The following is a 26,855-nucleotide window of genomic DNA, read 5'->3' on the forward strand; positions in this document are numbered from 1 at the left end:
CTATAACCATCCGCTCTCGCTTCAATAATGACTTTCATTACTCACTTGTGCCGGATGGATAACATGACGCAACTCAACAGACAAGTACTGCCTCTTTACGAGTGGATGAATGCAGCCCCGGAAATCGACACACTTTCACTCAATGAGCTGACATTGCCAGGCACCCATAACGCCGGTTGCGACCTGGAAGCCGACTATTCCAATGTATTCACGCGTAACTGGTTCGCCTGCCAGGACGTATCCTTTTACAGTCAGCTCAACCGCGGCGCCCGAGCGCTTGATGTGCGCCTGGTTTACAACCCCCATGCGAACGGGCTTGAAAAGTTCCGGTTTGTACACGACAAGACCTGGTCTTCGCGCACGCTGGCCGACCTTGTTCGCGACATCAAAGCGTTTCTCGAGAGAAGTTTTAATGAGTTCATCATTTTGGACTTTCACAAAATCGAACACGGCGCTGAACCCTTCGATTTCAAATACTTCAATGAGGTAATGAAGGCGCAACTGGGTGAGCACATCATCCCTACTGCCAACAGACACCTGACACTTGGCCAATTAAAGGACGTCAGCCGACTTCAGCGAGTGCTGGTCACCGCACCTGCCAACCGGCACCTGGACCGAACCGTCTTCGGCGCGCAAATAACCCATCAATGGGCTGGCAGTGACTTTCTGAAAGTTGTCGGAGATACCCTGGAGCAGATAGCTCAACCCCAACACACGCGCCTGCAGGCGTTCATTGCCAGAGTGTTGGCTGAGCCTCGCGAAAAGTCGGCACCCTGGTCGCTGTCGGCCGCCATCTATGACGCTGGCGGGCCTGTCAGAATGCTTGATCAGCTCGACACGTGGTTCGATCCAGACAACAGTGACTGGGCAGAAAAATGCAGCATTATCAACTTCGATTTCATAAAAAACTCAAAGCTCGTTTATTTCTGCTATCTGGCGAATATCAAGAAGGCCGCTGAAAAATCCCGAGGGCATTCTTCCTATATCCTCCGCAATTCAAACAGCTGATAAACAGTAAACCAAGCGAATCATGTTCGCCAAGTAACAAAGAAAAGTCACTTGGCGACATTACATAGCGCACGCTCGCATCAACCGATACACGAATTGCATTAAACAAAGTATTGGCCAAACAAGCCCCAGACACTATAAACATCCTGCGCGCACAACTTCTATAACTTTACGCAGGACAATGAAATGCTTAACACCAAACTCGAAAACATTCCACTTAATCAATGGATGTCCGCCATCCCGCAACTTGATAACTTGTCCCTTTTTGAACTGACACTGCCTGGAACGCATAATGCGGGCTGTGACTGGAAAGCCTCGTACGCATTGCTTCCAGGCAAAAACCTCATCGCCTGCCAGGATGATTCTTTCTACGCGCAACTCAACCTCGGCGCCCGAGCACTGGATGTTCGCCTGGAGTATCACGACAAAGCCAAAGGTTTCAGTCAGTTCCGTTTTCAGCACAACGGGTATCTTGCTTCGCGAACCCTTGAAGATCTTGTTCGCGATGTCAACAGATTCCTCTCGGAAAGGCCGGATGAATTCATCATCCTCGACTTTCATGAACTGAAAAAAGGTGACAGTGAGTTCAACTTCATCAAGTTCAGGGATTTGATGCTGCAACATCTTGGCGAACGGATGATTCCCAGCCATAACGTGTACCGCTCACTTGGCCAACTCAAACAATCAAGCACTCTGCAAAGAGTCCTGGTTACAGCGTCGATGCCGTGGAACGCAAACGACAATCGGTTTTACTCACCAATCAACCACAAATGGATCGGCCAAAGCCTTGTCAGCACCACTGACCTGCACCAATTCATTACAAAGGTAATGGCCGAGCCCAGGAGCAGGAAAAACCTCTGGTCGCTCTCTGCTACGTGTTTTACGTTTCCCGGCGGGCCAAAGCGAATTCTTGATGATCTGGACACCTGGTTCTCCCCGGACAGGACAGGCTGGGCGAAGCTGTGCAACATCATCAATTTCGATTTTATTAAAGACTCGAAAATTGTGTTTTATTGCTGTCTGGCCAATCTTGAGAAAGCTAACGAGAAGGCGCAGTAACGCTGCGCGTGCAGTCTGATTGAGTCAGCTCCATGGAATGCCCTCGCAACGAACTGGCGCACGCCACGGCAAACGAGGCATGATCGGCGGGCGATAATAAAAAAAGCTGCCCGCCATGACCCGAACCGCCCGCGTGACCGACCCTTCATACGAGTTGATGGATGACCATAACGGGTTGTCCATCATCTACCGCCAGCACGGCTTCCCCTGCCCGCTGGTACGTTGGCATTTCCACAAGGAATACGAACTGCATCTGATCGTCGCCAGCGCCGGAAAGGTGTTCATCGGCGACTACATCGGCAACTTCTATCCCGAAACCCTGTTTCTCACCGGGCCCAATCTGCCGCACAACTGGATCAGCCAGGTAGCTGAAGACGAAGTAGTTGAAAAGCGCGACATGCTGGTCAACTTCACCGATGAATTGTTCGAAGACGGCCATCAGGTTTTCGCCGAACTCAAATCCCTTGCACCGCTGCTGGAGCGTGCGCAGTACGGTATCGAATTCCGCTGCAAGCACACGATTCGCCAGGCCATGACGCTGATGCAGCGCATTGCCGATTCCAGAGGCATTACCCGCCTCGGCCACTTCTTTATCCTGATGGAATTGCTCGCTGCGAGTGACGACTATCAATTACTCTCGGGCGCCACTAACACGCAACTGGCCGATGAACACAACATCGACCGCACCAACCGCGCCGTGGACTACATCTTTGCGCACTACGCCCGGGATATTTCACTGGAGGAAGTCGCGGAACACCTGGGTATGACACCCACTTACTTCAGCCGAGTGTTCAAACAGGCCACCGGGCGCAACTTCATCGAGTTCGTCAATCGCCTGCGCATCAGCAAATCCTGTGAACTGCTGGCTGACGGCGACAAACCGGTGACCGACGTGTGTTTCGAATCCGGCTTCAACAACATTTCCAATTTCAATCGGCGTTTTCAGCAGCTCAAGGGCATGACGCCGTCGCATTATCGACGGCTCGCGGTGCAGCGCCTGACCGAACAGAACCGCCTCTGACAACGCAATTTTCCATGTTGGAGCGAGCCTGCTCGCGAAGGCGCAGGATCCGTTGGCAAATCTGGCGCTGACACACCGTTTTCGCGAGCAGGCTCGCTCCCACAAAGCACGTCGCAATGCTCTGAAACCAATACGTATCCGATAGCCGTACACGGCTGGAAAGCCCTACCCTGTGTTGCCCCCACAAAAGCTCAGTGCAAAAAAGTATCGATAAAAGTGCTAGGGATGATTTGTCAGCCCTGCGATTGAAGGCTGTAATCAGTGCACATTCTTCCTGTCGTCGGAAGACACAAAAACAATAACTGTCCTTCTGCCTCCCACCGGACGCAGAAAAGGAGTGCACGATGCAACCCACTGCAAAAGCTCTGCTTGCCCTCACCTGCATGACCCTCAGCAGCGTCAGCCTTGGCGCCCAGACCCTGACCATCGCCACCGTCAACAACAGCGACATGATCCGCATGCAAAAACTCTCGAAAACCTTCGAGACCGAGCATCCGGACATCAAGCTCAATTGGGTGGTGCTCGAGGAAAACGTCCTGCGCCAACGCCTGACCACCGACATCGCCACTCAGGGCGGTCAGTTCGACGTGTTGACCATCGGCATGTACGAAGCGGCACTGTGGGGTGCCAAAGGCTGGCTGGAACCGATGAAGGATCTGCCGGCCAGTTACGCCCTCGACGACGTGTTCCCGTCGGTGCGTGAAGGCCTGTCGGTCAAGGGTTCGCTGTACGCCCTGCCGTTCTACGCGGAAAGCTCGATCACCTATTACCGCACCGACCTGTTCAAGGATGCCGGCCTGACCATGCCCGAGCGTCCGACCTGGGAACAGATCGCCGGTTTCGCCGAAAAACTCACCCACAAAGACAAAGAGCAATACGGCATCTGCCTGCGCGGCAAGGCGGGCTGGGGCGAGAACATGGCGCTGATCACCACGGTTGCCAACGCCTACGGCGCGCGCTGGTTCGATGAACAGTGGAAGCCGGAATTCAGCGGGCCGGAATGGAAAAACGCGCTGAACTTCTACGTCGACACCATGAAGAAATCCGGTCCTCCGGGCGCCTCCAGCAACGGCTTCAACGAAAACCTCGCGTTGTTCAACAGCGGCAAATGCGCAATGTGGGTCGATGCCAGCGTCGCCGGCTCGTTCGTGACTGACAAGACCCAGAGCAAGGTTGCCGATCACGTCGGCTTCACCTTCGCCCCGCATCAGATCACCGACAAGGGTTCGGCCTGGTTGTATTCATGGGCGCTGGCGATCCCGACCAGCTCCAAAGCCAAAGACGCGGCGAAAGAGTTCAGCGCCTGGGCTACTTCCAAAGAGTACGGTGCGCTGGTGGCCAAGACCGACGGCATCGCCAACGTTCCGCCGGGCACTCGCGCCTCGACCTACAGCGATGCCTACATGAGCGCCGCGCCGTTCGCCAAGGTCACGCTGGAATCGCTGAAAGCAGCTGACCCGAGCAAACCGACGCTGAAACCGGTGCCGTACATCGGCATTCAACTGGTGACCATTCCCGAATTCCAGGCCGTGGGTACGCAGGTGGGCAAGCTGTTCTCGGCGGCGCTGATCGGCCAGACCACGGTGGATCAAGCCCTGGCTGCGGCGCAGCAAACCACTGAACGCGAGATGAAGCGCGCCGGTTATCCCAAGTAACCCGCAAAGCTCACTCCTACATTAGATCTCCATAGGTCTGTATGACTCGGTTGTGATCACCATGAATACTTCTACTGCCAAAGCCCACCTCGACCTGTCGCAGCCTGCGCGCAAGGTCCGCGTACGCAATCCCGGCTGGTTTCTGGTCAGCCCTTCGGTGGCCCTGTTGCTGCTGTGGATGATCGTGCCGCTGGGCATGACCATTTACTTCTCGATGATCCGCTACAACCTGCTCTACCCCGGTGAAAACGAATTCGTCGGGCTTGAGAACTTCAGCTATTTCCTGACCGACTCGGGCTTCATGCCCGGCGCCACCAACACGCTGTTGCTGGTCGGTAGCGTGCTGTTGATCAGTGTGGTGTTGGGCGTGTTGATCAGCGCATTGCTGGAGGCCCGTGAATTCCTCGGTCGCGGCATCGTCCGGGTCATGCTGATTTCGCCGTTCTTCATCATGCCCACGGTCGGTGCGTTGATCTGGAAGAACCTGATCTTCCATCCGGTCTCGGGGATCCTCGCCTACATCTGGAAGTTGTTCGGCGCGCAACCAGTGGACTGGCTCGCGCACTACCCGCTGCTGTCGATCATCATCATTGTCTCGTGGCAGTGGCTGCCCTTCGCCATCCTGATTCTGATGACCGCGATGCAGTCCCTCGACCAGGAACAGAAAGAGGCTGCACGCCTCGACGGCGCCGGGCCGATCGCGATCTTCTGGCACCTGACCCTGCCGCATCTGGCGCGGCCGATTGCGGTGGTGGTGATGATTGAAACGATCTTTCTGCTGTCGGTGTTCGCCGAGATTTTCACCACCACCAACGGCGGCCCCGGCTACGCCTCGACCAACCTCGCCTACCTGATCTACAACCAGGCGCTGGTGCAGTTCGACGTCGGCATGGCCTCGGCGGGCGGCCTGATTGCCGTGGTCATCGCCAACATCGCCGCGATCATTCTGGTGCGGATGATCGGCAAAAACCTGACTGACAAAGCCTGAGGCCTGCCATGACTCTTCAACAATCCCGCCGGCTGCAAAGCCTGCTGCTCGGCACCCTGGCCTGGGCCATCGCGATCGTGATTTTCTTCCCGATCTTCTGGATGCTGATGACCAGTTTCAAGACCGAGATCGACGCGTTCGCCACGCCGCCGCAGTTCATCTTCACGCCGACACTGGAGAACTACCTGCACATCAACGAGCGCAGCGATTACTTCAGTTTCGCCTGGAACTCGGTGGTGATCTCCTTCAGCGCCACCGCTCTGTGCCTGTTGATCGCGGTGCCGGCAGCGTACTCGATGGCGTTCTACGAAACCCAACGCACCAAAGGCACGCTGCTGTGGATGCTCTCGACCAAGATGCTGCCGCCGGTGGGCGTGCTGATGCCGATCTACCTGCTGGCGAAAAGCTTCGGCCTGCTCGACACGCGCATCGCGCTGATCGTGATCTACACGCTGATCAACCTGCCGATCGTGGTCTGGATGGTTTACACCTACTTCAAGGACATCCCCAAAGACATCCTCGAAGCCGCCCGCCTCGACGGCGCCACGCTGTGGCAGGAAATGGTCCGCGTGCTGCTGCCGATCGCCAAGGGCGGCCTTGCCTCGACCGTGCTGCTGTCGCTGATCCTGTGCTGGAACGAGGCGTTCTGGTCGCTGAACCTGACCTCGTCGAAAGCCGCACCACTGACCGCGTTGATCGCCTCGTATTCAAGCCCTGAAGGGTTGTTCTGGGCCAAGTTGTCGGCGGTGTCGACGCTGGCCTGTGCGCCGATTCTGATCTTCGGCTGGATCAGCCAGAAACAACTGGTGCGCGGCCTCTCGTTCGGCGCCGTGAAATGAAGATTGAAAAGCAAAAGATCGCAGCCTTCGGCAGCTCCTACATAAAGCATGCCGTCCCCCTGTAGGAGCTGCCGCAGGCTGCGATCTTTTGATCTTAAAAAAACAACAATGCGGAGGCCCATCCTCATGGCCAACCTGAAAATCAAGAATCTGCAAAAAGGCTTCGAAGGCTTCTCCATCATCAAGGGCATCGACCTGGAAGTGAATGACAAGGAATTCGTGGTCTTCGTCGGTCCCTCGGGCTGCGGCAAATCCACCCTGTTGCGCCTGATCGCGGGTCTGGAAGAAGTCAGCGACGGCACCATCGAACTCGATGGCCGCGACATCACCGAAGTCAGCCCGGCCAAGCGCGATCTGGCGATGGTGTTTCAGACCTACGCGCTGTACCCGCACATGACCGTGAAAAAGAACATGTCGTTCGCCCTCGATCTGGCCGGCGTACCGAAAGCCGAAGTCGAGAAGAAAGTCGGCGAAGCGGCGCGCATTCTCGAGCTCGGGCCGATGCTTGAGCGCAAGCCGAAACAGCTCTCCGGTGGCCAGCGCCAGCGCGTGGCGATCGGTCGCGCCATCGTGCGCAATCCGAAAATCTTCCTGTTCGACGAACCGCTGTCCAACCTCGACGCCGCACTGCGCGTGCAGATGCGTCTGGAGCTGCTGCGCCTGCACAAAGACCTGCAAGCGACGATGATCTACGTCACCCACGATCAGGTCGAAGCGATGACCATGGCCGACAAAGTCGTGGTGCTCAATGGCGGCAAGATCGAGCAGGTCGGCTCGCCGCTGGATCTGTATCACAACCCGGCGAACCTCTTCGTCGCGGGGTTCCTCGGCACGCCGAAAATGGGCTTTCTCAAAGGCAAGATTGCCCGCGTCGATGGCCAGAGCTGCGAAGTCTTGCTGGACGCCGGTACGCGCATCACCCTGCCGTTCAACGCCGGCAATCTGAGTGTCGGCAGCGCCGTGACGTTGGGCATTCGCCCGGAACATCTGGAGCTGGCGCAAGCGGGCGACTGCACGCTGCAAGTCACCGCCGACGTCAGCGAACGCCTGGGCAGCGACACTTTCTGCCACGTCACCACCAATGCCGGCGAAGCCCTGACCATGCGCGTGCGCGGTGATCTGGCCAGCCGTTACGGCGAACAACTGAGCCTGCACCTCGACCCGGCGCACTGCCATTTATTCGATGCCGAAGGTTTGGCATTGACCCGTCCGCTGCGCGCTGCGGCCTGACTTCGAGAATTCCCGATGAAACTCAACCAACAGAATCTCCATCGTCTAGCAAGCGAAGTACAACTGCCGGCCTATAGCCTCAGCGACACCCGCCAAGGCATCGCCCACATCGGCGTCGGCGGCTTTCACCGCGCGCATCAGGCGTATTACACCGATGCCTTGATGAACACCGGCGAAGCCCTCGACTGGGCGATTTGCGGCGTCGGCCTGCGCGCCGAAGACCGCCGTGCTCGCGACGACCTCAAGGAGCAGGATTACCTGTTCACCCTGTTCGAACTCGGCGACAGCGACGACACTGAAGTCCGCGTGATCGGTGCGATTCGCGACATGCTGCTGGCCGAGGACGGCGCTCAGGCGTTGATCGAAAAACTCGCCGACCCACAGATTCGCATCGTCTCGCTGACCATCACCGAGGGCGGTTACTGCATCGACGACAGCAACGGCGAATTCATGGCGCACTTGCCGCAGATTCAACACGATCTGGCCCATCCCGAGGCGCCGAAAACCGTGTTCGGCTTCTTGTGTGCCGCCCTGGAAAAACGCCGGGCGGCGGGCGTCCCGGCGTTTACCGTGATGTCATGCGATAACCTGCCGCACAACGGCGCAGTGACCCGCAAGGCGCTGCTGGCATTTGCCACTCTGCGTAACAGCAATCTGTGCAGCTGGATCGACGCCAACGTCAGTTTTCCCAACGCCATGGTCGATCGCATCACGCCGATGACCAGCACCGCGCATCGCCTGCAACTGGCCGACAAACACGGCGTCGACGATGCCTGGCCGGTGGTCTGCGAGCCGTTCGTGCAGTGGGTGCTGGAAGACAAATTCGTCAACGGTCGCCCTGCTTGGGAGAAGGTTGGCGTGCAGTTCACCGACGATGTTTCGCCCTATGAAGAAATGAAGATCAAACTGCTCAACGGCAGCCACCTGGCGCTGACCTATCTGGGGTTTTTGAAGGGCTATCGGTTTGTACACGAAACCATGAACGACCCGCTGTTCGTGCGTTATATGCGCGCCTATATGGATCTCGACGTGACGCCGCAACTGGCGCCGGTGCCGGGCATTGACCTGACGGACTATAAGAACACGCTGGTGGCGCGCTTCTCCAATCAGGCGATTGCCGATCAACTGGAGCGGGTGTGTTCGGACGGCTCGTCGAAGTTTCCCAAGTTCACCATTCCGACGATCAACCGGTTGATTGCTGATGGGCAGGAGACCAAGCGCGCGGCGTTGGTGGTGGCGGCTTGGGCGTTGTATTTGAAGGGTGTGGATGAGAATGGTGATACCTATTCGATCCCGGATCCGCGCGCGGCGTTTTGTCAGGCGTTGGTGGCGGACGATGCTTTAATGACGCAGCGGTTGTTGGCGGTTGAGGAGGTTTTCGGCACGGCGATTCCGCGTTCGGCGGAGTTTGTCGCGGCGTTTGAGTGGTGCTGCAATAGCTTGCGTGAAGAGGGTGTGACGCGGACTCTGGAACGGATACTCGCCTGAAAAGCCCCTCACCCTAACCCTCTCCCAAAGGGAGAGGGGACTGACCGAGTGGTTTGTGCACCTTACATCGACCTGAAAGTCCGGAGTGGAACTCAGGTTTTGAACAGCTCCGGTTTGAGAGAACCGCAGTCGAACTCAGCTTTTGCACAGCCCCGGTTTGAGAGAACCGGGGTCGAACTCAGGTTTTGAACAGCTCCTGATTGAGATATCCGGAGTCGAACTCTGGTTTTGAACAGCCCCCGATCGGCTCCCTTCCCCCTCGCCCCCTTGGGGGAGAGGGCTGGGGTGAGGGGGTAAGCTCTTGATCTTCACCACACCCGAGTGGTTCACACATGACAACACAACAACTGTTCCTAGGCATCGACTGCGGCACCCAAGGCACCAAAGCCATCATCCTCGACGCCATCAGCGGTCAAGTCCTCGGCCAAGGCGCCGCCGCGCACACAATGATCAGCGGCGCCAACGGCCGCCGCGAACAAGACACCCAACAGTGGCTGGAAGCCTTTACCCTCGCCACCCGCCACGCATTACTGGCGGCAAATGTCGACGGCCAGTCGATCCTCGGCATCGGCGTCTCCGGCCAGCAACACGGTCTGGTCCTGCTCGATGATCAAGGCGAAGTGCTGCGCCCGGCCAAGCTCTGGTGCGACACCGAAACCAGCGCCGAAAATGACCGTCTGCTGGTGCATCTGGGCGGTGAAAAAGGTTCGCTGGAACGCCTCGGCGTGGTCATCGCGCCGGGCTACACCGTATCGAAACTGCTCTGGACCAAAGAACAACATCCCGTGGTGTTCTCACGCATCGCGCGCATTCTGCTGCCCCACGACTACCTGAACTTCTGGCTCACCGGCCGCGCCTGCAGCGAATACGGCGACGCCTCCGGCACCGGCTATTTCAACGTGCGCAGCCGCCAATGGGACTTGCAACTGCTGCGCGACATCGACGCCAGCGGACGCCTGCAAGCTGCACTGCCTGAGCTGATCGATGCACATCAATCTGTCGGCACCATCCTCCCGGCGATTGCCGAACACCTCGGCATCAACCCCAATGCGCTGGTCTCCAGCGGCGGCGGCGACAACATGATGGGCGCCATCGGCACCGGCAATATTCAGCCCGGCGCGATCACCATGAGCCTCGGCTCTTCCGGCACGGTGTACGCCTATTCCGAGGTACCGAAAGTCAGCTCGGACGCCTCGGTCGCGACCTTCTGCTCGTCCAGCGGCGGATGGTTGCCGCTGATCTGCACCATGAACCTGACCAACGCCACCGGCGCAATTCGCGAGCTGTTCAATCTGGACCTGGAGCAATTCAACCACCTCGTCGCGCAATCACCCATCGGTGCCGAAGGCGTGAGCATGCTGCCATTCCTCAACGGTGAACGGGTTCCCGCCCTGCCCCACGCCACCGGCAGCCTGCACGGCTTGACGCTGGACAACCTGACCCAGGCCAACCTCTGCCGCGCTGCCGTCGAAGGCACCACATTCGGTTTGCGCTACGGGCTGGATTTGCTCCGCCAGAATGGTTTACAAAGCCGCAGCATTTGCCTGATCGGCGGCGGTTCGAAAAGCGCGGTGTGGCGGCAGATCGTCGCCGACATCATGAACACCCCGGTGATCTGCACCGAACAAAGTGAAGCCGCCGCCCTCGGCGCCGCGATTCAAGCGGCGTGGTGCAAATCCTGGTCAAACGGCCACGAAAACACCCTCGCCGACCTGTGTCAGCGCTGCGTAAAACTCGATTCAAGCAGTGAAACCCTGCCGATTGCCGCCAACGTCGCGGCGTTCCAGCAGGCCTATGAACGCTATCAACAGCATGTCGCAACCCTATAAAGAGCAAACAATTATGTATTTGGTGTGTGGCGAAGCCCTGTTTGATTTTTTCAGTGAAGACGACGCCAGCGGTCTGGCCTCGAAAGTGAATTTCAAGGCGATTGCCGGCGGTTCGCCGTTCAACGTCGCCGTCGGTTTGCGCCGTCTGGGCGTGGACTCGGCCTTGTTTGGCGGACTGTCCACTGACTACCTCGGCCGTCGTTTGCAGCAAGTGCTGCAGGATGAAGGTGTGCGCCCGGACTATCTGGTGGACTTCGCCGCGCCGACCACATTGGCCATGGTTGCCGTCGGCGCCAATGGCTCGCCGCATTACAGCTTTCGCGGTGAAGGCTGCGCCGATCGGCAACTGGGTCTTGCGCATCTGCCAGCGCTGGGTCCTGAGGTGCGCGGCTTGCACATTGGCTCGTTCTCGCTGGTGGTGCAGCCGATCGGTGACACCTTGCTGACGCTGGTACAACGCGAGAGCGGCAAACGCCTGATCACGCTCGACCCGAACGTACGCCTCAATCCAGAGCCGAACATCGACCTGTGGCGTGAACGCATCGCGACGCTGGTGCCGCTGGCCGATCTGATCAAGGTCAGCGACGAAGACTTGAGCCTGCTCTACCCCGAACAGGATCCGCAACGGGTGATCGAAGGCTGGCTCGAACACCGCTGCCAGGTCGTCTTCCTCACCCGGGGCGGCGATGGCGCTACTGTGTTCAGCCGCCAACACGGCACCTGGTCAGTCCCGGCAGCCTCGATAAAGATCGCCGACACCGTTGGCGCCGGCGACACCTTCCAAGCCGCACTGATCACCTGGCTGACCGAGCACGGTCTGGATTCGGTCGAAGGCGTGCAGAAACTCGCTCGCGAGCAGATCGACGCCATGCTCAGGTTCGCCGTAAAAGCCGCCGCGCTGACCTGCAGCAAGACCGGTCCGGATCTGCCCTATCGTCACCAATTGAGTTGAACGCGTAGACTGTCGGCCTTTTTGCGCACGACGGGATAACGGCTTTTGAATTACAGGCAGACGCTTGGACTACTGACACTGGCAACGCTACTGAGCGGGTGCGGCACCTCGCCGCCCCGTTCGCCGGAAGACATCTGCGAAATCTTCCGCGAAAAAAGCGACTGGTACGACGCTGCGCAAGTCACGCAAAAACGCTGGGGCGTGCCGATTCAGGTGCCCTTCGCGATCATGTATCAGGAATCCGGCTACCGCTACGACGCCAAGACTCCGCGCAAATACTTGCTCTGGGTGATCCCGTGGGGCCGCGTCTCGACCGCCTCGGGTTATGCGCAAGCCAAAGATGAAGTCTGGGCCGATTACCAGAAAAGCACCGGCCGCAGCGGCGCCGATCGCGAAGACTTCGACGACGCCATCGACTTTGTCGGCTGGTACATGGACAAAACCTATTCGATCAACGGCGTCTACAAGTACGACGCCTATAACCAGTACCTCAACTACCACGAAGGCTGGGGCGGCTTCCGCAACAAGACTTACGCGAGCAAAGCCTGGCTGATGCCAACGGCGCGCAAAGTGCAAAATCGTTCGGATGTGTATGCGCGGCAATATGCCGGGTGCAAAGAGGATTTGAATCGGGGGTTCTGGAGCCGGTTCTGGCATTGGTTGTAACGGTGACTTCAAAGGCCTCATCGCGAGCAGGCTCACTCCTACAATGGATCAATGTCGAACACGATATCCGCGTCCACTGAAGATCCCCTGTAGGAGTGAGCCTGCTCGCGATAGCGCCCGATCAAGCACTACACATCCAAGACCTACAACACCGAAAAGCTATAACTCACAATCAACCGTGTCTCATCCACATCCCGGGCAAACTTCTCATAGTTGGTCCGATACGTAGCATTCCTCAATCGCAAACTCACATCCTTGAACGTGCCCGTCTGAATCACATACTTCAACTCGCTGTCGCGTTCCCACTCTTTCCCTTCCTGATCACTGCCCAACACCTTGATGTGATCACCGTTCACATAACGGGTCAGGAAGCTCAAACCATTAATGCCAATGGCCTTGAAGTCATAGTCATAACGCAACTGCCACGAGCGTTCCTGCGCGGCGGCGAAGTCGTTGACCTGCACGTAGTTGACCAGATACGGATTGCTACCATCGAGATACGGCATCGAGTTGTCGCCGTTCATGCGCTGCCAACCGGCACTGAACGTGTGGCCGCTGTGCGCATAGGACAACATGCCGCTCAACGCACGGTTATCGATGGAACCGGCCTTGGCATCGCCGCTGTCGGCACTTTTCAGCACACGCAGATCCGCTTTAAGTACACCGCCAGCTAACGGTTGATTACCCAGCAGCCCGACAAAGTGCTGACGATAAATGTCTTCCAGTTCAGCGTAGTGATACTGCGCAGTCAGACGATCATTGATCTTGTAGTCGAAGCCGTACATGTCGAAATGGTCGGCGGTGGTGTTGCAGGCGTAGCGCTTGTTCTTGCAGTGCACGCGGATGTCTTGCGAATCGGTGGAATCCCGCGCGGTGTACTTGTCCAGGCGCGCGGCCATGAAGGTCAGGTCTTTCACCTCTTTAGAGGTCAACATGGCGCCGTTGAACATCGTCGGCAACAAACGGCCGTCGTTGTATTTCAGCAACGGCAGATCCGGCAGCAGCGCGCCATACTTGAGCACCGTGTCCGAAATCTTGACCTTGGCGGTCAGGCCCATTTTCGCGTATTGGCCTTTCGATCCGCGTGGATCGTTGCCGCTGGAAGGCAGCAAGCCGCTGTTGCTGCGGTCCGGACTGGAATCGAGTTGAAAGCCGAGCATGCCCAGCGCATCGAGACCGAAACCCACGGTACCTTCGGTGTAGCCCGATTGCAGGTTGAGAATAAAGCCCTGTGCCGACTCTTCACGCTTGGAAGCGCCCTGAGCGTTCGAGGTGCTCCCATCACGGAAATCGCGGTTGAAGTACACCGTGCGCGACTCGATTTTCGCCGTGGTGTCTTCAAAAAATCCGCTGGCCTGAACCTGTGCGGTAAAACCTGCGCACAGCACAAAGGCTCCGAAGCCAAACGACTGGCGCGGGGTGATGAGGGGAAATGGGGGACGCATGAAAAACTCCAACAATGCAGCGTTTGCGCAAGCGCGCAACAAGCCAGAAAAATAGCTCCCGTCCCGGGTCAGATTGAACCAGGAGAAAGTGAACACGCAGGGGTGAGCGGCAATGATGGCAGATGGCTTTGACGTGCTACAGGCGACTTTAGTCTGAATCTGACTGAGGATTCTTCAACCCGGGATCGTGGGAAAAGTTGCCGGCAATCAACGCCAATTCGCAGCAAACGCCCGGTTTCATTGGGCGAAACACCTCACCTAAGGGTTTTCCCTATACCGCAAACCTGCCAGACCTACGGCTTTTGTGCCTTGAACGAGGCCGCTTAATCCTCCATCATCCGTCACCTGCTTATTCAACGGACGGAATTCAAGGCATGCTGGACGCCAACGCAACCCACATTACCCTCACGCTTGAAGGCGCCAACGCCGACCTGCAAGTCCTCAGCTTCACTGGTCGCGAAGCCCTCAACGAACCGTTCCGTTTCGACCTCGAACTCGTCAGCGCCCGCCCCGACCTCAAACTCGAAGAGCTGCTGCACAAGCCCGGCGTCCTGACTTTCGGCCCGACCGGCGAAGGCAAGATCCACGGTCTGGTCTATCGCATCGAGCAAGGCGACTCCGGCAAGACCCTGACCCGTTACAGCCTCAGCCTGGTGCCACAACTGGCCTACCTGCGGCACAACCACGATCAGCAGATTTTCCAGCAACTGACCGTGCCGAAAATCATCGCTCAGGTGCTGGAAGATCGCGGCATTCTTGCCGACGCCTACAGCTTCCAGCTCAACGCCGAATACCCGGAACGCGAGTACTGCGTGCAGTACGACGAATCCGACCTGCACTTCATCCAGCGCCTGTGCGAAGAGGAAGGCATTCACTTCCATTTCCAGCACAGCAGCAGCGGCCACAAACTGGTGTTCGGCGACGACCAGACCGTGTTCCGCAAACTCAAAGCCGTGAGCTACCAGCAAGACTCCGGCATGGCCGCCGACAAACCGGTGATCAAACGCTTCAACCTGCGTCTGGAAACCCGCACCACCCGCGTCAGCCGCCGCGATTACGACTTCGAAAAACCGAAGATCCTCCCCGAAGGCGCGGTCAAAACCGAGTTCGCCCCGGACCTCGAGGACTACGACTACCCCGGCCGCTTCACCACCCGCGAGCGCGGCAAGTTCCTTTCCACCCGCGCCCTCGAACGCCATCGCAGCGACTACAAACTCGCCGAAGGCAAAGGCGACGAGCCGACCCTCACCAGCGGCCATTTCCTGACGCTGGCCGAACACCCGCGCGCCGAATGGAACGACCTCTGGCTGCTGCTGGAAGTCTTCCACGAAGGCAAACAGCCGCAAGTACTCGGCGAAAACGTCACCAGCGACGTCACCGACCACAAAAGCGATTTCCACCAGGGCTACCGCAACAGCTTCCTCGCCACCCCATGGGATGCGCACTACCGCCCTGCCCTCGAACACCCGAAACCAAAAGTCCTCGGCAGCCAGACCGCCGTCGTCACCGGCCCGGCAGGTGAAGAAATCCACTGCGACCAGTACGGCCGGATCAAAGTGCAATTCCACTGGGACCGCGACGGCCAGTCCAACGACAAAACCACCTGCTGGATGCGCGTCGCCAGCGGCTGGGCCGGCGCAGCGTACGGCGGCATCGCCATCCCGCGCATCGGCATGGAAGTCCTCGTCACCTTCCTCGAAGGCGATCCCGACCAGCCACTGGTCACCGGTTGCCTGTACCACAAGGAAAACGTCGTCCCCTACGACCTACCGGCAAACAAGACCCGCAGCACGTTCAAGACCCTGAGTTCACCGGGTGGCAAGGGCTACAACGAGTTCCGCATCGAAGACAAGAAAGGCGCCGAGCAGATCTACATCCACGCCCAACGCGACTGGGACGAAAACATCGAGCACGACCAGAAAATCCGCGTCGGCAACGAACGGCACGACACCGTTGAAGCCAACACGCTGAGTGAGTTCAAGGTTGAAGAGCACCGGATTACGCATCTGGATCGAATCAGCGAGATGCGTGCGGATGATCACCTGACCGTGGGTGTCACCCAGCACCTGAAAGTGGGGACTGCGCAGTTTGTTGAGGCCGGGTCAGAAATCCATTACTACGCCGGCCAGAAGGTTGTGGTCGAAGGCGCCATGGAACTTACGGCCAAGGCTGGCGGGAGTTTCGTCAAGGTTGATGCGGGTGGCGTGACCATCAGCGGGGCCGAGGTGAAGGTCAACACTGGCGGCTCGCCTGGGGTCGGGACGCCTGCGGCACCATTGCTGCCGGGACCGATGAAAGTGGCGGATGCGGATAAGGCCGGAAAAGTACTCATCCCGCTTCCAAAGCGTCTGAACGAGTCAGGTATCACGCCGTTGTGCGGAAAACAAAGCAACGGCGCCTGCAGCCGTAAGGATTGCACATGCATGTAAAAGCGCTGACCGCCCTCCTCGAAGCGCCACGCCATGGGTTCGAGGAATTGCCGAGAGAAAGCTCCGACCTGACCCTGTGTTTCATCATTGATCGCGTCCGTCAGCCGGAAGCCATGAGCCGCCTGTACCGTGTCGGCGAGCCCGTAGACACCCAAGGTCTGTTTCTCAACACCGACTTCGCTGAAATTGCCGCTGACGGTCCTCTCTGGCTGGTCGCCCCGTGGGGCAGTCGACTCGCAGCCGAAGCGGCAAAGCTCTGCGAAGAAAATTTCTCCGGCATTGCCCTCTCCACAACAGATCCAGCCAAGGCACTGGCACATGCCCGCTGGCTCCTGCGTGCCAACGATGGCTCAGGTGGCCAAAGCCTGTTGAGCTATCACAAGCCAAGCCTGTGGGCCGCGCTGGCCTACACCGCTGGTGAAAGTTCGCATCAACTTTTCGGCCCTTGGCAACACGTTTACAGCCCGGCACCGGTCCACTTCGGGCGTAATCGCGGTCGCTGGCTCAGCTGGCGCCCCGTTTCGGAACTTGAATGGCTGGGCGACGTCTCAGCGTTCAACCTGCCGCCAACAGCGCCAAAGGTTCAGGAGCATCTGGGTTGGGTTTATTGGGCAGACGAGCAATACGCTGCCTACGGTGAACCCACCGACGAACAACTGCCCAACCTCGTGGAAAACCTGAACGTGCTGGTTGCCCACAACATTTACGAAGGTCGTCATTTACTGAAACTGGGCCAAATCACCAACGGCCCGCTGCTCGAGACGCAGCCTCAGGCAATGGCCATCCTGCAATCCAGGGAAGAGTCGTTCATCAAAGTGCAACAGTTGCAGCAACTGACTACCAGCGCTGCTTGATGACCCGTCCGTAAAGAATGAATGGAAGCGAAATGGAAACTGATATCTCGGAAGCACCCAAGGTAGATTTCAACAAACCAGCTGCGAACCCATCGACTTCAGCGGTACCGGTCGAGAGCAAGCCTGCCCTGGAACTTGATCCCCAGCCTGAAGCGCATGACAGTTGTTCCAACGCGTTCGACCAGGTAAAGACGGCCTGCTCGACGGAATATGGCGAAGTGATCTACGCCACCAAAGAAAAAATGTTTTACCTGTTGCCTAAACGTGCGGCCAGCTCGATCAAAGAGGCGATGAATGAACTCGAGCAACATATCAGCGCCAGTAAGTCTCCAGAAGAACGACTCAAGGGGATGAACACCGCAGGGCTTCTGGAATACTTCCTGGAGCCGAAGCTGAGTAATTTCCTGCAAGGCGAGCAAAAAAGCCGAATGCTCGAAATCGAGGCTCAGGAACCCGATATCGCGCAGCCCTCCATGGCTATGCGATTGAAGGCTGTCAGCCGAGAGGCTCGAAACTCCGCAGCGCTGGACAAACTGCCGGACCAAAGCGAATACGCTCGCAATCGGGAGCTTGCCAATCAACAGCAAGCGAGCCTGCTTGAAGCCAACTCTGATGGGCAGAAACTGCAGCGCCTCTACAACGAATGGAAAAAGCTGAAAGCTGTTGCGGTCGCACAGGCAAAAATTGCTGGCTACACCTACGAAAGCGGCAACCTGTTTTCCCCAGGGGCGATCGAAGCAAGAAATCGCGTGCAGACTTACTTGAAGGCCCGCGCTGCGCTCACCAAGAGTGGCAAGTTGACGACTCTGAAAGAGGCAGACTTTCAGAAAAACAAAAAGGCCTATCTGGACGCCACAAACTGCGTCATCGATGGCAAAGCCCGGATGTGTGGTTATTTAAAGGAAGTCGCCAACGAGCGCGAAAAAGTCGAAAAAGACTTTGCTGCTTATATCGATGCGATTTTGAAAGTTGCCGACTATGGGCTGGCCCTACCGGAATTTGCGCTTATTCCTGACACTGGCGACATCAGCGCAGGTATCGAGAAATTCAAGGCATATCTCGAGATGGAGCAGCGGCAGATCAAGCTCACGGAGCAGATCCGCACGAAATATAAAGCCTGGATTGACGCCAGCGGGCAAAACGTCGCGGCACCTGCAGGTATCGTGGAGGCGGAACGGGCAGAATGGCAGCGCATTCAGCAAGATCGCCTGCAACTTCGCGATGACGCAGAGGCTGCAGTGGCCGCAGCCCTGCCGCTGCGACATCTGCTGTGGGAACCCGAGCAATTTCAGCCGAAACCGGAAGAACGCTTGGTCAAAGCAGGCTTTCCTTTGCGCGAAGTAGCACTTTTAAATAGCCCCAACAGTCCTGTCAAACACCTGAGCCTACTCAATCTCGAGGGCATCACAAAGGTATTGAAAAAGGACGCGAGTGAAATCGGCGCCAAGGCAAGCAAAGACTTGCAGAAACTTCCGGGGAACAGCACCGGGAAAGCAACGTCGGACACTGACGACAATCCTTTCCATGAGTGGCTGCGGCTTGAAGGTGCACTCGCCATCAAAGATCAACAGAGTGACTGGTTTGATGAGAAAGGCTGGTTTGATGTGGAAATGTTCCACTCTTACCTGAAATCGAAGAACTACAAGGTCGAAACCTTTGAGGATGCCGGAGCCCGCAAGGATTGGGGACTTCGTCTTCGTCAGTTGCTGTTCAAGGAAGAAGTCAGAAGCTCCTTGCGCCTGTTCGACAATAGCCCTCAAGCTCAACTCGTGCGTTGCCTCACACCGCCACAGCCATCAATCCACACCGGCGCCAAAATAACCGGCCCGACATTCAGTGTGGCGGATAACTTCAAAGCCTCCGCGAAGGCTGAAGTGAGTCTGGGCATTGACCTCGCCCGTGGCGAAGTTGAATTGATGAAAATGGATCTTCCGGGCAGAGATCAGGCACAAGACATCCTGATCCCTTACCTCGACTATGAGAAAAACCGCAAAAACCTGAATCTAGGTCGGTTCTCGATCCACCTGGGCGCTAGAGCCTGGGGATACACCGGCGCCACCCTCCTCCTTTCCTCCAGCGTGCAGTTGGGACGTGCAAACGTACAAGGCGGCCTGAACCTACCGGGAATCACCGACGCAGAACGACCGGGTACGACACATGCAACCGCTGCAACCGCGAGAAGCGAACCGGTGCTGGAAGGTAACGCAGCAAAAGTTCGAGTAGAGGACGGAGCCAAAGCCCAGTTCAACCTCTTTGCGGGAGTGCAGGCAGGGATTCTACTCACAGGCGCCTTAAACTGGGCGCCGCCAAAAGAAATCGCAGCATTGCGCACCGCGCCTTCACCAGGAATGGCCAATAGCGTCAACAGTACCAAAGCCAGCCAATGGTCGAGTCTGGCGCGACTGACCGCCGGTTTCACCGCCGCATACGGCCTCGGTGCATCAGCAGACATCGGTATTTCCTTGCACGAAGGTCGCTTCATCATGCGGTTCAAGGCATCCGTCATTGTCGGTGCCGGAGCCGGCGGCGAATTCCAGTTCGAAGTCGGTTATGACGGTGTCACTGACCTAATTAATATCCTGCGCCGTGAGATGCACAAAAATCAGGATAAATCGCTGATTTTTGTTACGGATGAAGCTGCCAAGTACATCGACAAACTGAACTTCCTAGGTGCTAATGGCTTTGAAGTCGCAATGTTTTACATGCAAGGTGTTGATATCGTAATGTCGTTGTATGAGGCGTTAACTGGCGGAGGTAAAGGGGCGACGATCGCTCATACGATTATGAACTATCGTAATCAAACTGAGCTGGACCAATGGATCTTAGCAGCAACCCCTGGTGCGCTTGGCCCTATGTTCATGACACTAATTTCCGCTGCTGAAGAATTTAAGATAGAGGAATACGGCGGAAGCGGCGCAAAAACAAAAACATACTCAAAAGACCAGTGTCAACTACTTCAACAACAAGCTATAGAACGTATACTTGGACTGATTGTTCGCCAAGCAGAATCACAAGGAACAGTCCCTCTTGCACAAGCACAGTTTGAAGAGGCGTGCATGAGCATGAATCGCTTTGGGACAAAAGCCGCCAGCGCCGCAGAGCAAACTTATTGTGAAAACAGACTGGGAATGGACAATTTCATGTCTGAAGCGGTCTTAAGACTAGTTAGCGTTGAAAACGACAGAATGCGCAGCCGATATAAAAAACACGTTGAGATCCTTGGCGGACGCCTGGATGGATATTGCAAACGAACAAGATACTATGGCAATACATTCTTGCCGAGCGGCCAAGCAACTTACGTTAATCCAAAACACTAAACAGAAGATTATTTATGCTAATCAGATCCAAATGGTTCGCAGGATTACTTGCCATAACTTTGTGCAGCCAAGCGTATGCCGATCTTTCCTCATCACAAAAAGAAGCAAAAGAGAGAGGCTTGGTACTCTACAACCAATACAAACCTGCGGCTGCAGAATTAAAAATTGCTGCGGAAGCGGGTGATGCCGAGTCGCAATATTATTTGGGAGAGGAGCTTCGACAGCAAAAACAATACATTACTGCCGAGGCTCAAAAATGGTATGAAGCCGCAGCTTTGCAAGGCGATTTGTACGCAATGTTACGACTCGCGACATCAAATAATGACTTATGCGAGGTCATGAACAATTGCCCTGAGGGCACGAAAAAACGCACCGACTGGCTGGAGTTATTAAACAAAGAAAGTGAACAAAAAGCAGATAATGGTGATGGCGAAGCAATGTACATTAAATATCTGTCGTCTGGGCAATTAGAGTGGCTGGAAAAATCCGCAGCAGCTAACTTCCCCAGAGGCCAGTGGCTTTTGGCAAATCGCTACAAAGAAGGTGAAAAATTTTTTCTGCCTTGGAAACGAACTGAAGAAGTCGGACGTTGGTTAAAAGCGTCAGCTGAAAATGGTTTCCCCGCAGGAATGCTTGAATACTCCGCATTTCTTTATGAAAACGGTGGCGATATCGGGGTAGCCCGGCATTGGATCGAAGAGGCGGCAAAAACGGGGTACGAGTCTGGCGTCAGCAGCTACGGGGCCTATCTTGCTCATGCCCCTTCCCTATATGATTTTCCGCTTGACCTAGTAAAAGGTTACGCACTGACATCATTACTGAAGGAACTTGATGGTGGTGGGAATATACAGCCTTACGTGGATGAAGTTCTGCCAGAAATTTCTGAAAAAATGAGTGCTGAGCAGATAGCAGAAGCCAGGGTATTTGCACAGCAGTGGAAAAATACGCATCCTCCCCTATCCTTTTACCCCGGAAAATATGGATTTTGACAAAACATTTTTATTCTGCAAAAGGAACGCGCCTTACAAGAATATTGTGTATTGGTTATTTCATATTTTTTACTTCGTTCATATTTCCTAGTTACGCGTCGGTGCAGTTGAGCACACAACAACAGGTAGCCAAACTGCAAGGAATCAAGCTATTCAATCAACATAAAAAAGCCGAGCGTGAACTACGCATTGCGGCAGAGGCTGGAGATACTGAAGCACAGTTCTATTTAGCCGAAGAACTCCGCCAACAAACAACAGTCCTTAATGCTGAAGCCCTTCAATGGTATGAGGCGGCAGCCACCCAGGGCGATTACTATGCAATGTTCAAACTTGCAACGACTTCAGAAGATTCTTGTTCCGTCATCAATCAATGTCCTCCAGGAAGCAAAAAACCGAGTGAATGGTTAGACCTATTGATAAAAACCGCAACTCCTCGCGCCATCAGTGGAGATGCCGAAGCAATGGCGATTTTGTACAACGCAACTGCAGAGTTAACGTGGTTGGAAAAGTCAGCGGCAGCTGGATATGCACCTTCACAGTGGTTACTAGCCAATCGTTATGCCGAGGGCGAAGGCACATTTTTACTTCCTTGGAAGAGGAAGAATGCTGAGGAGGAGTTGCTAAAATCCGCCTCAGAAAGTGGCTATCCCCCAGCGATGATTGAATATATATCGATCCTTTTCCAACGAAACGATTTAGAAAGTGTTCGATATTGGTGGGAAGTGGCGGCAAAAACCGGCTACCAAGCCGCCGTTGCAAGTTATGGTGCGTATCTATCCCATACTCCCGACAAGGTTGGCTATACCATAGATCTAGTTAAAGGCTACGCACTCGTATCCTTGCTTAAAGAACTGGATGGCGGTGGAAACATTCAAGCTTATGTCGATGGCAAGTTACCTCAAATAGCGGAGAAAATGACGCCCGCTCAAATTGAGGAAGCAAAAAAATATGCGATTGAATGGAAGGCTACTCACCCGCCTCTTTCTTTCTTCCCTGAAAAAATAGGCTTTTAATCTTGCATCAGCCTCTACAATTAAAAACAAGCTCAACTGCGGGACAAAGTTACTTCGAGCCACTCAAAATCTTGACTCTAAGCTTGGCGTTTGCATGCATACTGTCTAGCAAACATGCACATTCCGAGTTCTCCACCCAACAACAGAAATCAAAAAACGAGGGGATAAAACTCTACAATCAATACAAAGCCACTTCTGCGATTGAGTTTTTGAAGATCGCCGCTGATGGTGGCGATGATGAGGCACTCTATTATCTAGGTGAATCAATAAGAAAAAACAACAGATACTTGACTCAGGAAGCACAAAAAGCTTACGAGGAGTCAGCAAAAAAAGGCAATATTTATTCTATGATTCGGCTCGGAGGAGCGGATCAAGACTTGTGCGTAACTATGAAAAATTGTTCCCCCTCTGAGCAATCGCCTGAAGGCTGGATAAATGAAGCTAAGAAGCTTGCGACTGATCAGGCATCTCATGGAAATGCTGAGTCTATGTACTTGTTATGGGAAATAACAGGGAACGATGAATGGTTAGAAAAATCTGCAGAAAAAGGTTTCGCATTGGCGCAATTTCGTTTAGCGACTAAATATCAAGAAGGTGGCGGAGTATTCCTACTGCCCTCCAGAAGATCAGATGAAATCGAAAAGTGGATGAAAGCGTCTGCAGAGAATGGCTATCCTCCAGCTATGATGGGATTTGCCGCTGCTAGGATTGAAAAAGCCGACTTTTCATCGTTTAGAACTTGGACTGAAAAAGCTGCAGCTTCAGGCTATGTATCAGCAATTTTTGGTTATGCGTCTTATATAGGCGAAGTTGAACCAAAATACGGATTCACCTCAGACCCAGTAACGTCATATGCGCTACTATCAAATCTACTAGAGCTTGATGGTGGTGGAAACGTAATAAACAATGTTAACGATGTTTTGCCAGAAGTGGAAAAAAACCTGTCAAAAGAGCAGATAGGGAAAGCAAAAGAACTCGCAAAAACGTGGAAGGCCAACCATCCGCCTCTCTCGCTCTTCCCTGACAAGCTAGGATATTAACGCCAGTGAGGCTATTCAGTTATTTCTTTGTCGCAACATTTTTAATAAGTACCACGCCTGCTTTTGCGTCAAAATCAGCGCGCGAAGTTTCTGCAGGCATTGCGTTATATAATCAGTTAAAATTTGACGCAGCCTTTCCCTCATTAGAAAAAGAAGCGCAATCTGGAAATGTGGAGTCGCAATACTACTTAGGCGAAGCGCTAAGAAAGCGCAACCGATATATGACGCCAGAAGCACAGCACTGGTATGAAACGGCGGCGATGAATGGCTCCATATACGCAATGATTCAGTTGGGCAGAGCAAAAAACGATCTTTGCGCAATAATGGAAAACTGCCCACCGTCTAAAAAAACTCAAGCCGAGTGGTTCGTGGAAGCCAAGAAAATCACTTTGCCGAAGGCAAATGATGGCGATCCAGAATCTCTGTATTTAATGTACGAAATCACCTTGGATCATAAGTGGCTAGAGAAATCTGCAAATGCAGGATATCCACTCGCGCAATATTGGATGGCTGTAAGTGAAAGACAAGGTGAAGGTTACTTCTTCATTCCTGGAGGACGTGATGCGTCAGTAAGAAGATGGCTACTTCTCTCTTCCGAGGGTGGCAACCCAAAAGCGATGATGGAATATCTAGAAACACTGTATGTAAAAGGAGAAATGGAGAGCACTCGGCACTGGCTTGAAGTGGCCGCAGCAACCGGCGAGCAAGCAGCTCTGAGCAACTATGGAGCGTACATTTCACATACTCCCGACAAAGTTGGCTACCCACTGGCCCTAGTTAAAGGCTACGCTATTTTTTCTTTGTTAAAGGAGCTCGGCGACAGCGGTGGAGTGCAAGATTATGTTGACCGTAAAATTTAAAAGATTGCTGAAAAAATGACACCAGAACAAATTGAACAGTCAAAAATCGTTGCGCAAGAGTGGAAAGCCACCCATCCACCGATTTCTTTTTTCCCCGAAAAACTTAGCGACTGACTCCGGTTTTTTGGTATTTCTTTAGGGAGGCGCGGACCGCCGAATTTTAATCGAAGCCTAACCGCCCCCCTTACTTCCGCAGAGAAGAAACAACCACCCATGAATTCAGCAAAGACACCAATAAAACTAATGACTGCGGCGTTAACATTGTTAACTATAATAGCAACCGAATCATCTGCTCTTACGCACGAACAGTTTCAGGCAAAAATCCAGGGCATTGAACTCTACAATCAATACAAAGCCATTTCTGCGATCGATTTTTTGAAAACCGCCGCTGACGGCGGAGATGACGAGGCGCTCTACTATCTGGGCGAAGCGTTAAGAAAAAATAACCGCCACATGACTCCGGAAGCTAAAAAAGCATACGAAAGCTCCGCAAAAAAGGGGAATATCTACTCTATGATTCGCCTTGGGAGAATTGAAGACGACTTGTGTTCAACCATGAAAAACTGTCCACCAGGTGAAGACTCTCCTAGCAGCTGGGTAATTAAAGCTAAAAGCCTTGCAATTCAACGCGCAACGCAGGGAGATAGCGAATCAATGTACCTGTTATATGAAATGACAGGCAACGATGACTGGTTAGAGAAGTCAGCAGAGAACGGATTCGCATTAGCGCAGTTCCGTCTGGCGACGAAGTACCAAGAAGGGAGTGGTTCATTTTTACTACCCTCGAGACGCAACCAAGCTATCGAACGATGGATGAAGGCGTCCGCTGAAAATGGTTATCCACTTGCAATGATGGGGTTAGCCGCAATCATGATCGAAAAAAATGATTTAGCCTCGTTCAGAAACTGGAACGAAAAAGCAGCTGACTCGAGCTACGTAGAAGGTGTATTTGGATATGCATCCTACATAGGCGAAGAAAACTCAAAATACGGTTTCGCATTCGACCCAATAAAATCATATGCTTTACTTTCAAACCTGCTAGAACTTAATGGTGGAGGCAATGTAATACGAGACGTCAATGACACATTACCTGACATAGAAAAAAACATGTCAAAAGAGCAAATTGAAAAAGCAAAAGAGCTCGCAAAAACGTGGAAGGCCAACCACCCGCCTCTCTCGTTTTACCCTGACAAGCTAGGTTATTAATAGCAGTGCGAGCATTTAGAATTATTTTAGTAATGCTGATCGCCGCTCTTTCTGCAAACAGCTCAGCAGATTCGCAAACAAAAGAATCAACCCTGGGAGTGGTGTTATACAACCAGCTAAAACTAGACTTGGCGATTCGCGAACTAAAAAAAGAGGCCGACTCGGGAAATGTGAACTCACAGTATTACTTTGCCGAGGCACTTCGAAAGCGAAGCCGGTACATGACTGCTGAATCGCAGCAATGGTACGAAACCGCTGCGGATAATGGATCTATATTTGCCATGATTCAGCTAGGCCGCCAAAACGATGACCTCTGCAGAAAAATGACCAATTGTCCCGCGAGTAAAAAATCAAGCGCCGATTGGTTGATTCAGGCAAAAAAAATGGCATCAAGCACAGACACCCCTGAGTCTTCGTATTTAATGTATGAAATAACTTTCGATCGTACTTGGTTGGAAAAATCTGCAAACGCAGGTTATGCGCTCGCCCAATATTGGATGGCCGTCGGTGATCGACAAGGTGAGGGATTTTTTCTTATACCTGGAAAACGTGATGAGGCCATCAGCAAATGGCTGAAAGCTTCCTCTGAAGGCGGCAACCCAAAAGCAATGATGGAATACATTGAGATCCTGTATAAGAAAGGCGATCTTGAAGGGGTGCGCCATTGGCTTCAAACAGCAGCTGAAACGGGTGATCAAAAAGCAATTAGCAGTTATGGCTCTTACATTGCCCATGCACCCGACCAAGTTGGTTATCCCCTCGATCTTGTTAAAGGTTATGCACTGATTAGCCTTCTGAAAGAGCTGGATGGTGGAGGCGCGATTCAAGATTTCGTTCAAGATACTCTCGAAGAAATTGGGAGCAAAATGACGCCTGAACAGCTAGAGAACTCAAAAGCTGTCGCTGAGGAATGGAAAACCACTCACCCACCGCTCTCCTTCTTCCCCGAAAAGCTAGGCAGATAACT

General features: G+C 54.3%; 21 protein-coding genes. 20 read left to right on the forward strand and 1 reads right to left on the reverse strand.

What is annotated here, in order from left to right; all coding sequences use genetic code 11:
* Positions 1 to 63: 63 nt before the first annotated feature.
* The 11 genes from ACW9IR_RS14355 to ACW9IR_RS14405 all read left to right on the forward strand — a co-directional run bounded on the left by ACW9IR_RS14355 (position 64) and on the right by ACW9IR_RS14405 (position 12,735).
* A complete protein-coding gene (locus ACW9IR_RS14355) occupies positions 64 to 1,008 on the forward strand; it encodes a phospholipase (protein ID WP_457463777.1) in 945 nt (314 codons plus the stop codon).
* Positions 1,009 to 1,194: 186 nt separating this feature from the next.
* The gene (locus tag ACW9IR_RS14360; RefSeq protein ID WP_457463779.1) at positions 1,195 to 2,067 is read left to right on the forward strand and encodes a phospholipase; all 873 of its coding nucleotides are present in this window, start codon (positions 1,195 to 1,197) and stop codon (positions 2,065 to 2,067) included.
* A 115-nt stretch (positions 2,068 to 2,182) separates the two neighbouring features.
* Positions 2,183 to 3,088 (forward strand): AraC family transcriptional regulator, encoded by a 906-nt coding sequence (locus tag ACW9IR_RS14365; RefSeq protein WP_095120885.1) that lies wholly within the window; start codon positions 2,183 to 2,185, stop codon positions 3,086 to 3,088.
* A gap of 344 nt (positions 3,089 to 3,432) precedes the next feature.
* Entirely contained in the window at positions 3,433 to 4,743 is a 1,311-nt protein-coding gene (locus ACW9IR_RS14370; RefSeq protein ID WP_110719234.1) for an ABC transporter substrate-binding protein, read from the forward strand.
* Positions 4,744 to 4,804: 61 nt separating this feature from the next.
* Positions 4,805 to 5,731 carry a carbohydrate ABC transporter permease gene (locus ACW9IR_RS14375; protein ID WP_457463782.1) on the forward strand — a complete coding sequence of 309 codons (927 nt, stop codon included), beginning with the start codon at positions 4,805 to 4,807 and terminating at the stop codon, positions 5,729 to 5,731.
* An 8-nt stretch (positions 5,732 to 5,739) separates the two neighbouring features.
* Positions 5,740 to 6,570 carry a carbohydrate ABC transporter permease gene (locus ACW9IR_RS14380; protein ID WP_007914972.1) on the forward strand — a complete coding sequence of 277 codons (831 nt, stop codon included), beginning with the start codon at positions 5,740 to 5,742 and terminating at the stop codon, positions 6,568 to 6,570.
* Between the two features lie 126 nt (positions 6,571 to 6,696).
* Complete coding sequence (locus ACW9IR_RS14385) at positions 6,697 to 7,800, forward strand: ABC transporter ATP-binding protein (RefSeq protein WP_457463784.1); 1,104 nt, start codon at positions 6,697 to 6,699, stop codon at positions 7,798 to 7,800.
* Between the two features lie 15 nt (positions 7,801 to 7,815).
* Entirely contained in the window at positions 7,816 to 9,288 is a 1,473-nt protein-coding gene (locus ACW9IR_RS14390) for a mannitol dehydrogenase family protein (protein ID WP_457463786.1), read from the forward strand.
* A 332-nt stretch (positions 9,289 to 9,620) separates the two neighbouring features.
* Positions 9,621 to 11,117: a xylulokinase gene (xylB, locus tag ACW9IR_RS14395; RefSeq protein ID WP_457463788.1), complete on the forward strand. Its 1,497-nt coding sequence runs from the start codon at positions 9,621 to 9,623 to the stop codon at positions 11,115 to 11,117.
* 13 nt (positions 11,118 to 11,130) lie between these two features.
* The gene (locus ACW9IR_RS14400) at positions 11,131 to 12,069 is read left to right on the forward strand and encodes a carbohydrate kinase family protein (RefSeq protein ID WP_102901837.1); all 939 of its coding nucleotides are present in this window, start codon (positions 11,131 to 11,133) and stop codon (positions 12,067 to 12,069) included.
* 45 nt (positions 12,070 to 12,114) lie between these two features.
* Entirely contained in the window at positions 12,115 to 12,735 is a 621-nt protein-coding gene (locus tag ACW9IR_RS14405) for a transglycosylase SLT domain-containing protein (protein ID WP_007912129.1), read from the forward strand.
* 143 nt (positions 12,736 to 12,878) lie between these two features.
* Here the strand turns inward: ACW9IR_RS14405 and ACW9IR_RS14410 are convergent, their stop codons facing one another.
* Positions 12,879 to 14,180 (reverse strand): OprD family porin, encoded by a 1,302-nt coding sequence (locus ACW9IR_RS14410; protein ID WP_110719227.1) that lies wholly within the window; start codon positions 14,178 to 14,180, stop codon positions 12,879 to 12,881.
* Positions 14,181 to 14,554: 374 nt separating this feature from the next.
* Between ACW9IR_RS14410 and ACW9IR_RS14415 the strand changes: the two genes are divergently transcribed.
* The 9 genes from ACW9IR_RS14415 to ACW9IR_RS14455 all read left to right on the forward strand — a co-directional run bounded on the left by ACW9IR_RS14415 (position 14,555) and on the right by ACW9IR_RS14455 (position 26,853).
* Positions 14,555 to 16,609, forward strand: a complete 2,055-nt coding sequence (locus ACW9IR_RS14415; RefSeq protein ID WP_457463791.1) for a type VI secretion system Vgr family protein — start codon at positions 14,555 to 14,557, stop codon at positions 16,607 to 16,609.
* Positions 16,600 to 17,463 carry a DUF4123 domain-containing protein gene (locus tag ACW9IR_RS14420; protein WP_110719225.1) on the forward strand — a complete coding sequence of 288 codons (864 nt, stop codon included), beginning with the start codon at positions 16,600 to 16,602 and terminating at the stop codon, positions 17,461 to 17,463. The genes ACW9IR_RS14415 and ACW9IR_RS14420 overlap by 10 nt, the downstream gene beginning before the upstream one ends.
* Positions 17,464 to 17,495: 32 nt before the next feature.
* Positions 17,496 to 20,780, forward strand: a complete 3,285-nt coding sequence (locus tag ACW9IR_RS14425; RefSeq protein WP_262415965.1) for a hypothetical protein — start codon at positions 17,496 to 17,498, stop codon at positions 20,778 to 20,780.
* A gap of 14 nt (positions 20,781 to 20,794) precedes the next feature.
* Positions 20,795 to 21,769 carry a tetratricopeptide repeat protein gene (locus ACW9IR_RS14430; RefSeq protein ID WP_110719223.1) on the forward strand — a complete coding sequence of 325 codons (975 nt, stop codon included), beginning with the start codon at positions 20,795 to 20,797 and terminating at the stop codon, positions 21,767 to 21,769.
* The gene (locus ACW9IR_RS14435; protein ID WP_457463794.1) at positions 21,715 to 22,782 is read left to right on the forward strand and encodes a tetratricopeptide repeat protein; all 1,068 of its coding nucleotides are present in this window, start codon (positions 21,715 to 21,717) and stop codon (positions 22,780 to 22,782) included. The genes ACW9IR_RS14430 and ACW9IR_RS14435 overlap by 55 nt, the downstream gene beginning before the upstream one ends.
* Positions 22,783 to 22,784: 2 nt before the next feature.
* Positions 22,785 to 23,822, forward strand: a complete 1,038-nt coding sequence (locus ACW9IR_RS14440; RefSeq protein ID WP_457463796.1) for a tetratricopeptide repeat protein — start codon at positions 22,785 to 22,787, stop codon at positions 23,820 to 23,822.
* 5 nt (positions 23,823 to 23,827) lie between these two features.
* Positions 23,828 to 24,682: a tetratricopeptide repeat protein gene (locus tag ACW9IR_RS14445; protein WP_457463798.1), complete on the forward strand. Its 855-nt coding sequence runs from the start codon at positions 23,828 to 23,830 to the stop codon at positions 24,680 to 24,682.
* Between the two features lie 213 nt (positions 24,683 to 24,895).
* Positions 24,896 to 25,888 (forward strand): tetratricopeptide repeat protein, encoded by a 993-nt coding sequence (locus ACW9IR_RS14450; RefSeq protein ID WP_457463800.1) that lies wholly within the window; start codon positions 24,896 to 24,898, stop codon positions 25,886 to 25,888.
* Between the two features lie 32 nt (positions 25,889 to 25,920).
* Positions 25,921 to 26,853, forward strand: coding sequence for a tetratricopeptide repeat protein (locus ACW9IR_RS14455; protein WP_457463802.1), 933 nt, complete (start codon positions 25,921 to 25,923; stop codon positions 26,851 to 26,853).
* Positions 26,854 to 26,855 lie beyond the last annotated feature (2 nt).

The organism is Pseudomonas sp. SDT291_1_S447, from assembly GCF_054070155.1.

What these genes read in the sequence shown, in the direction of transcription:
- ACW9IR_RS14355 (WP_457463777.1), top strand. Translation starts at nt 64, where the DNA reads ATGACGCAACTCAACAGACAAGTACTGCCTCTTTACGAGTGGATGAAT.
- ACW9IR_RS14360 (WP_457463779.1), top strand. Translation starts at nt 1,195, where the DNA reads ATGCTTAACACCAAACTCGAAAACATTCCACTTAATCAATGGATGTCC.
- ACW9IR_RS14365 (WP_095120885.1), top strand. Translation starts at nt 2,183, where the DNA reads ATGACCCGAACCGCCCGCGTGACCGACCCTTCATACGAGTTGATGGAT.
- ACW9IR_RS14370 (WP_110719234.1), top strand. Translation starts at nt 3,433, where the DNA reads ATGCAACCCACTGCAAAAGCTCTGCTTGCCCTCACCTGCATGACCCTC.
- ACW9IR_RS14375 (WP_457463782.1), top strand. Translation starts at nt 4,805, where the DNA reads ATGAATACTTCTACTGCCAAAGCCCACCTCGACCTGTCGCAGCCTGCG.
- ACW9IR_RS14380 (WP_007914972.1), top strand. Translation starts at nt 5,740, where the DNA reads ATGACTCTTCAACAATCCCGCCGGCTGCAAAGCCTGCTGCTCGGCACC.
- ACW9IR_RS14385 (WP_457463784.1), top strand. Translation starts at nt 6,697, where the DNA reads ATGGCCAACCTGAAAATCAAGAATCTGCAAAAAGGCTTCGAAGGCTTC.
- ACW9IR_RS14390 (WP_457463786.1), top strand. Translation starts at nt 7,816, where the DNA reads ATGAAACTCAACCAACAGAATCTCCATCGTCTAGCAAGCGAAGTACAA.
- xylB (WP_457463788.1), top strand. Translation starts at nt 9,621, where the DNA reads ATGACAACACAACAACTGTTCCTAGGCATCGACTGCGGCACCCAAGGC.
- ACW9IR_RS14400 (WP_102901837.1), top strand. Translation starts at nt 11,131, where the DNA reads ATGTATTTGGTGTGTGGCGAAGCCCTGTTTGATTTTTTCAGTGAAGAC.
- ACW9IR_RS14410 (WP_110719227.1), bottom strand. Translation starts at nt 14,180, where the DNA reads ATGCGTCCCCCATTTCCCCTCATCACCCCGCGCCAGTCGTTTGGCTTC.
- ACW9IR_RS14415 (WP_457463791.1), top strand. Translation starts at nt 14,555, where the DNA reads ATGCTGGACGCCAACGCAACCCACATTACCCTCACGCTTGAAGGCGCC.
- ACW9IR_RS14420 (WP_110719225.1), top strand. Translation starts at nt 16,600, where the DNA reads ATGCATGTAAAAGCGCTGACCGCCCTCCTCGAAGCGCCACGCCATGGG.
- ACW9IR_RS14425 (WP_262415965.1), top strand. Translation starts at nt 17,496, where the DNA reads ATGGAAACTGATATCTCGGAAGCACCCAAGGTAGATTTCAACAAACCA.
- ACW9IR_RS14430 (WP_110719223.1), top strand. Translation starts at nt 20,795, where the DNA reads ATGCTAATCAGATCCAAATGGTTCGCAGGATTACTTGCCATAACTTTG.
- ACW9IR_RS14450 (WP_457463800.1), top strand. Translation starts at nt 24,896, where the DNA reads ATGAATTCAGCAAAGACACCAATAAAACTAATGACTGCGGCGTTAACA.
- ACW9IR_RS14455 (WP_457463802.1), top strand. Translation starts at nt 25,921, where the DNA reads ATGCTGATCGCCGCTCTTTCTGCAAACAGCTCAGCAGATTCGCAAACA.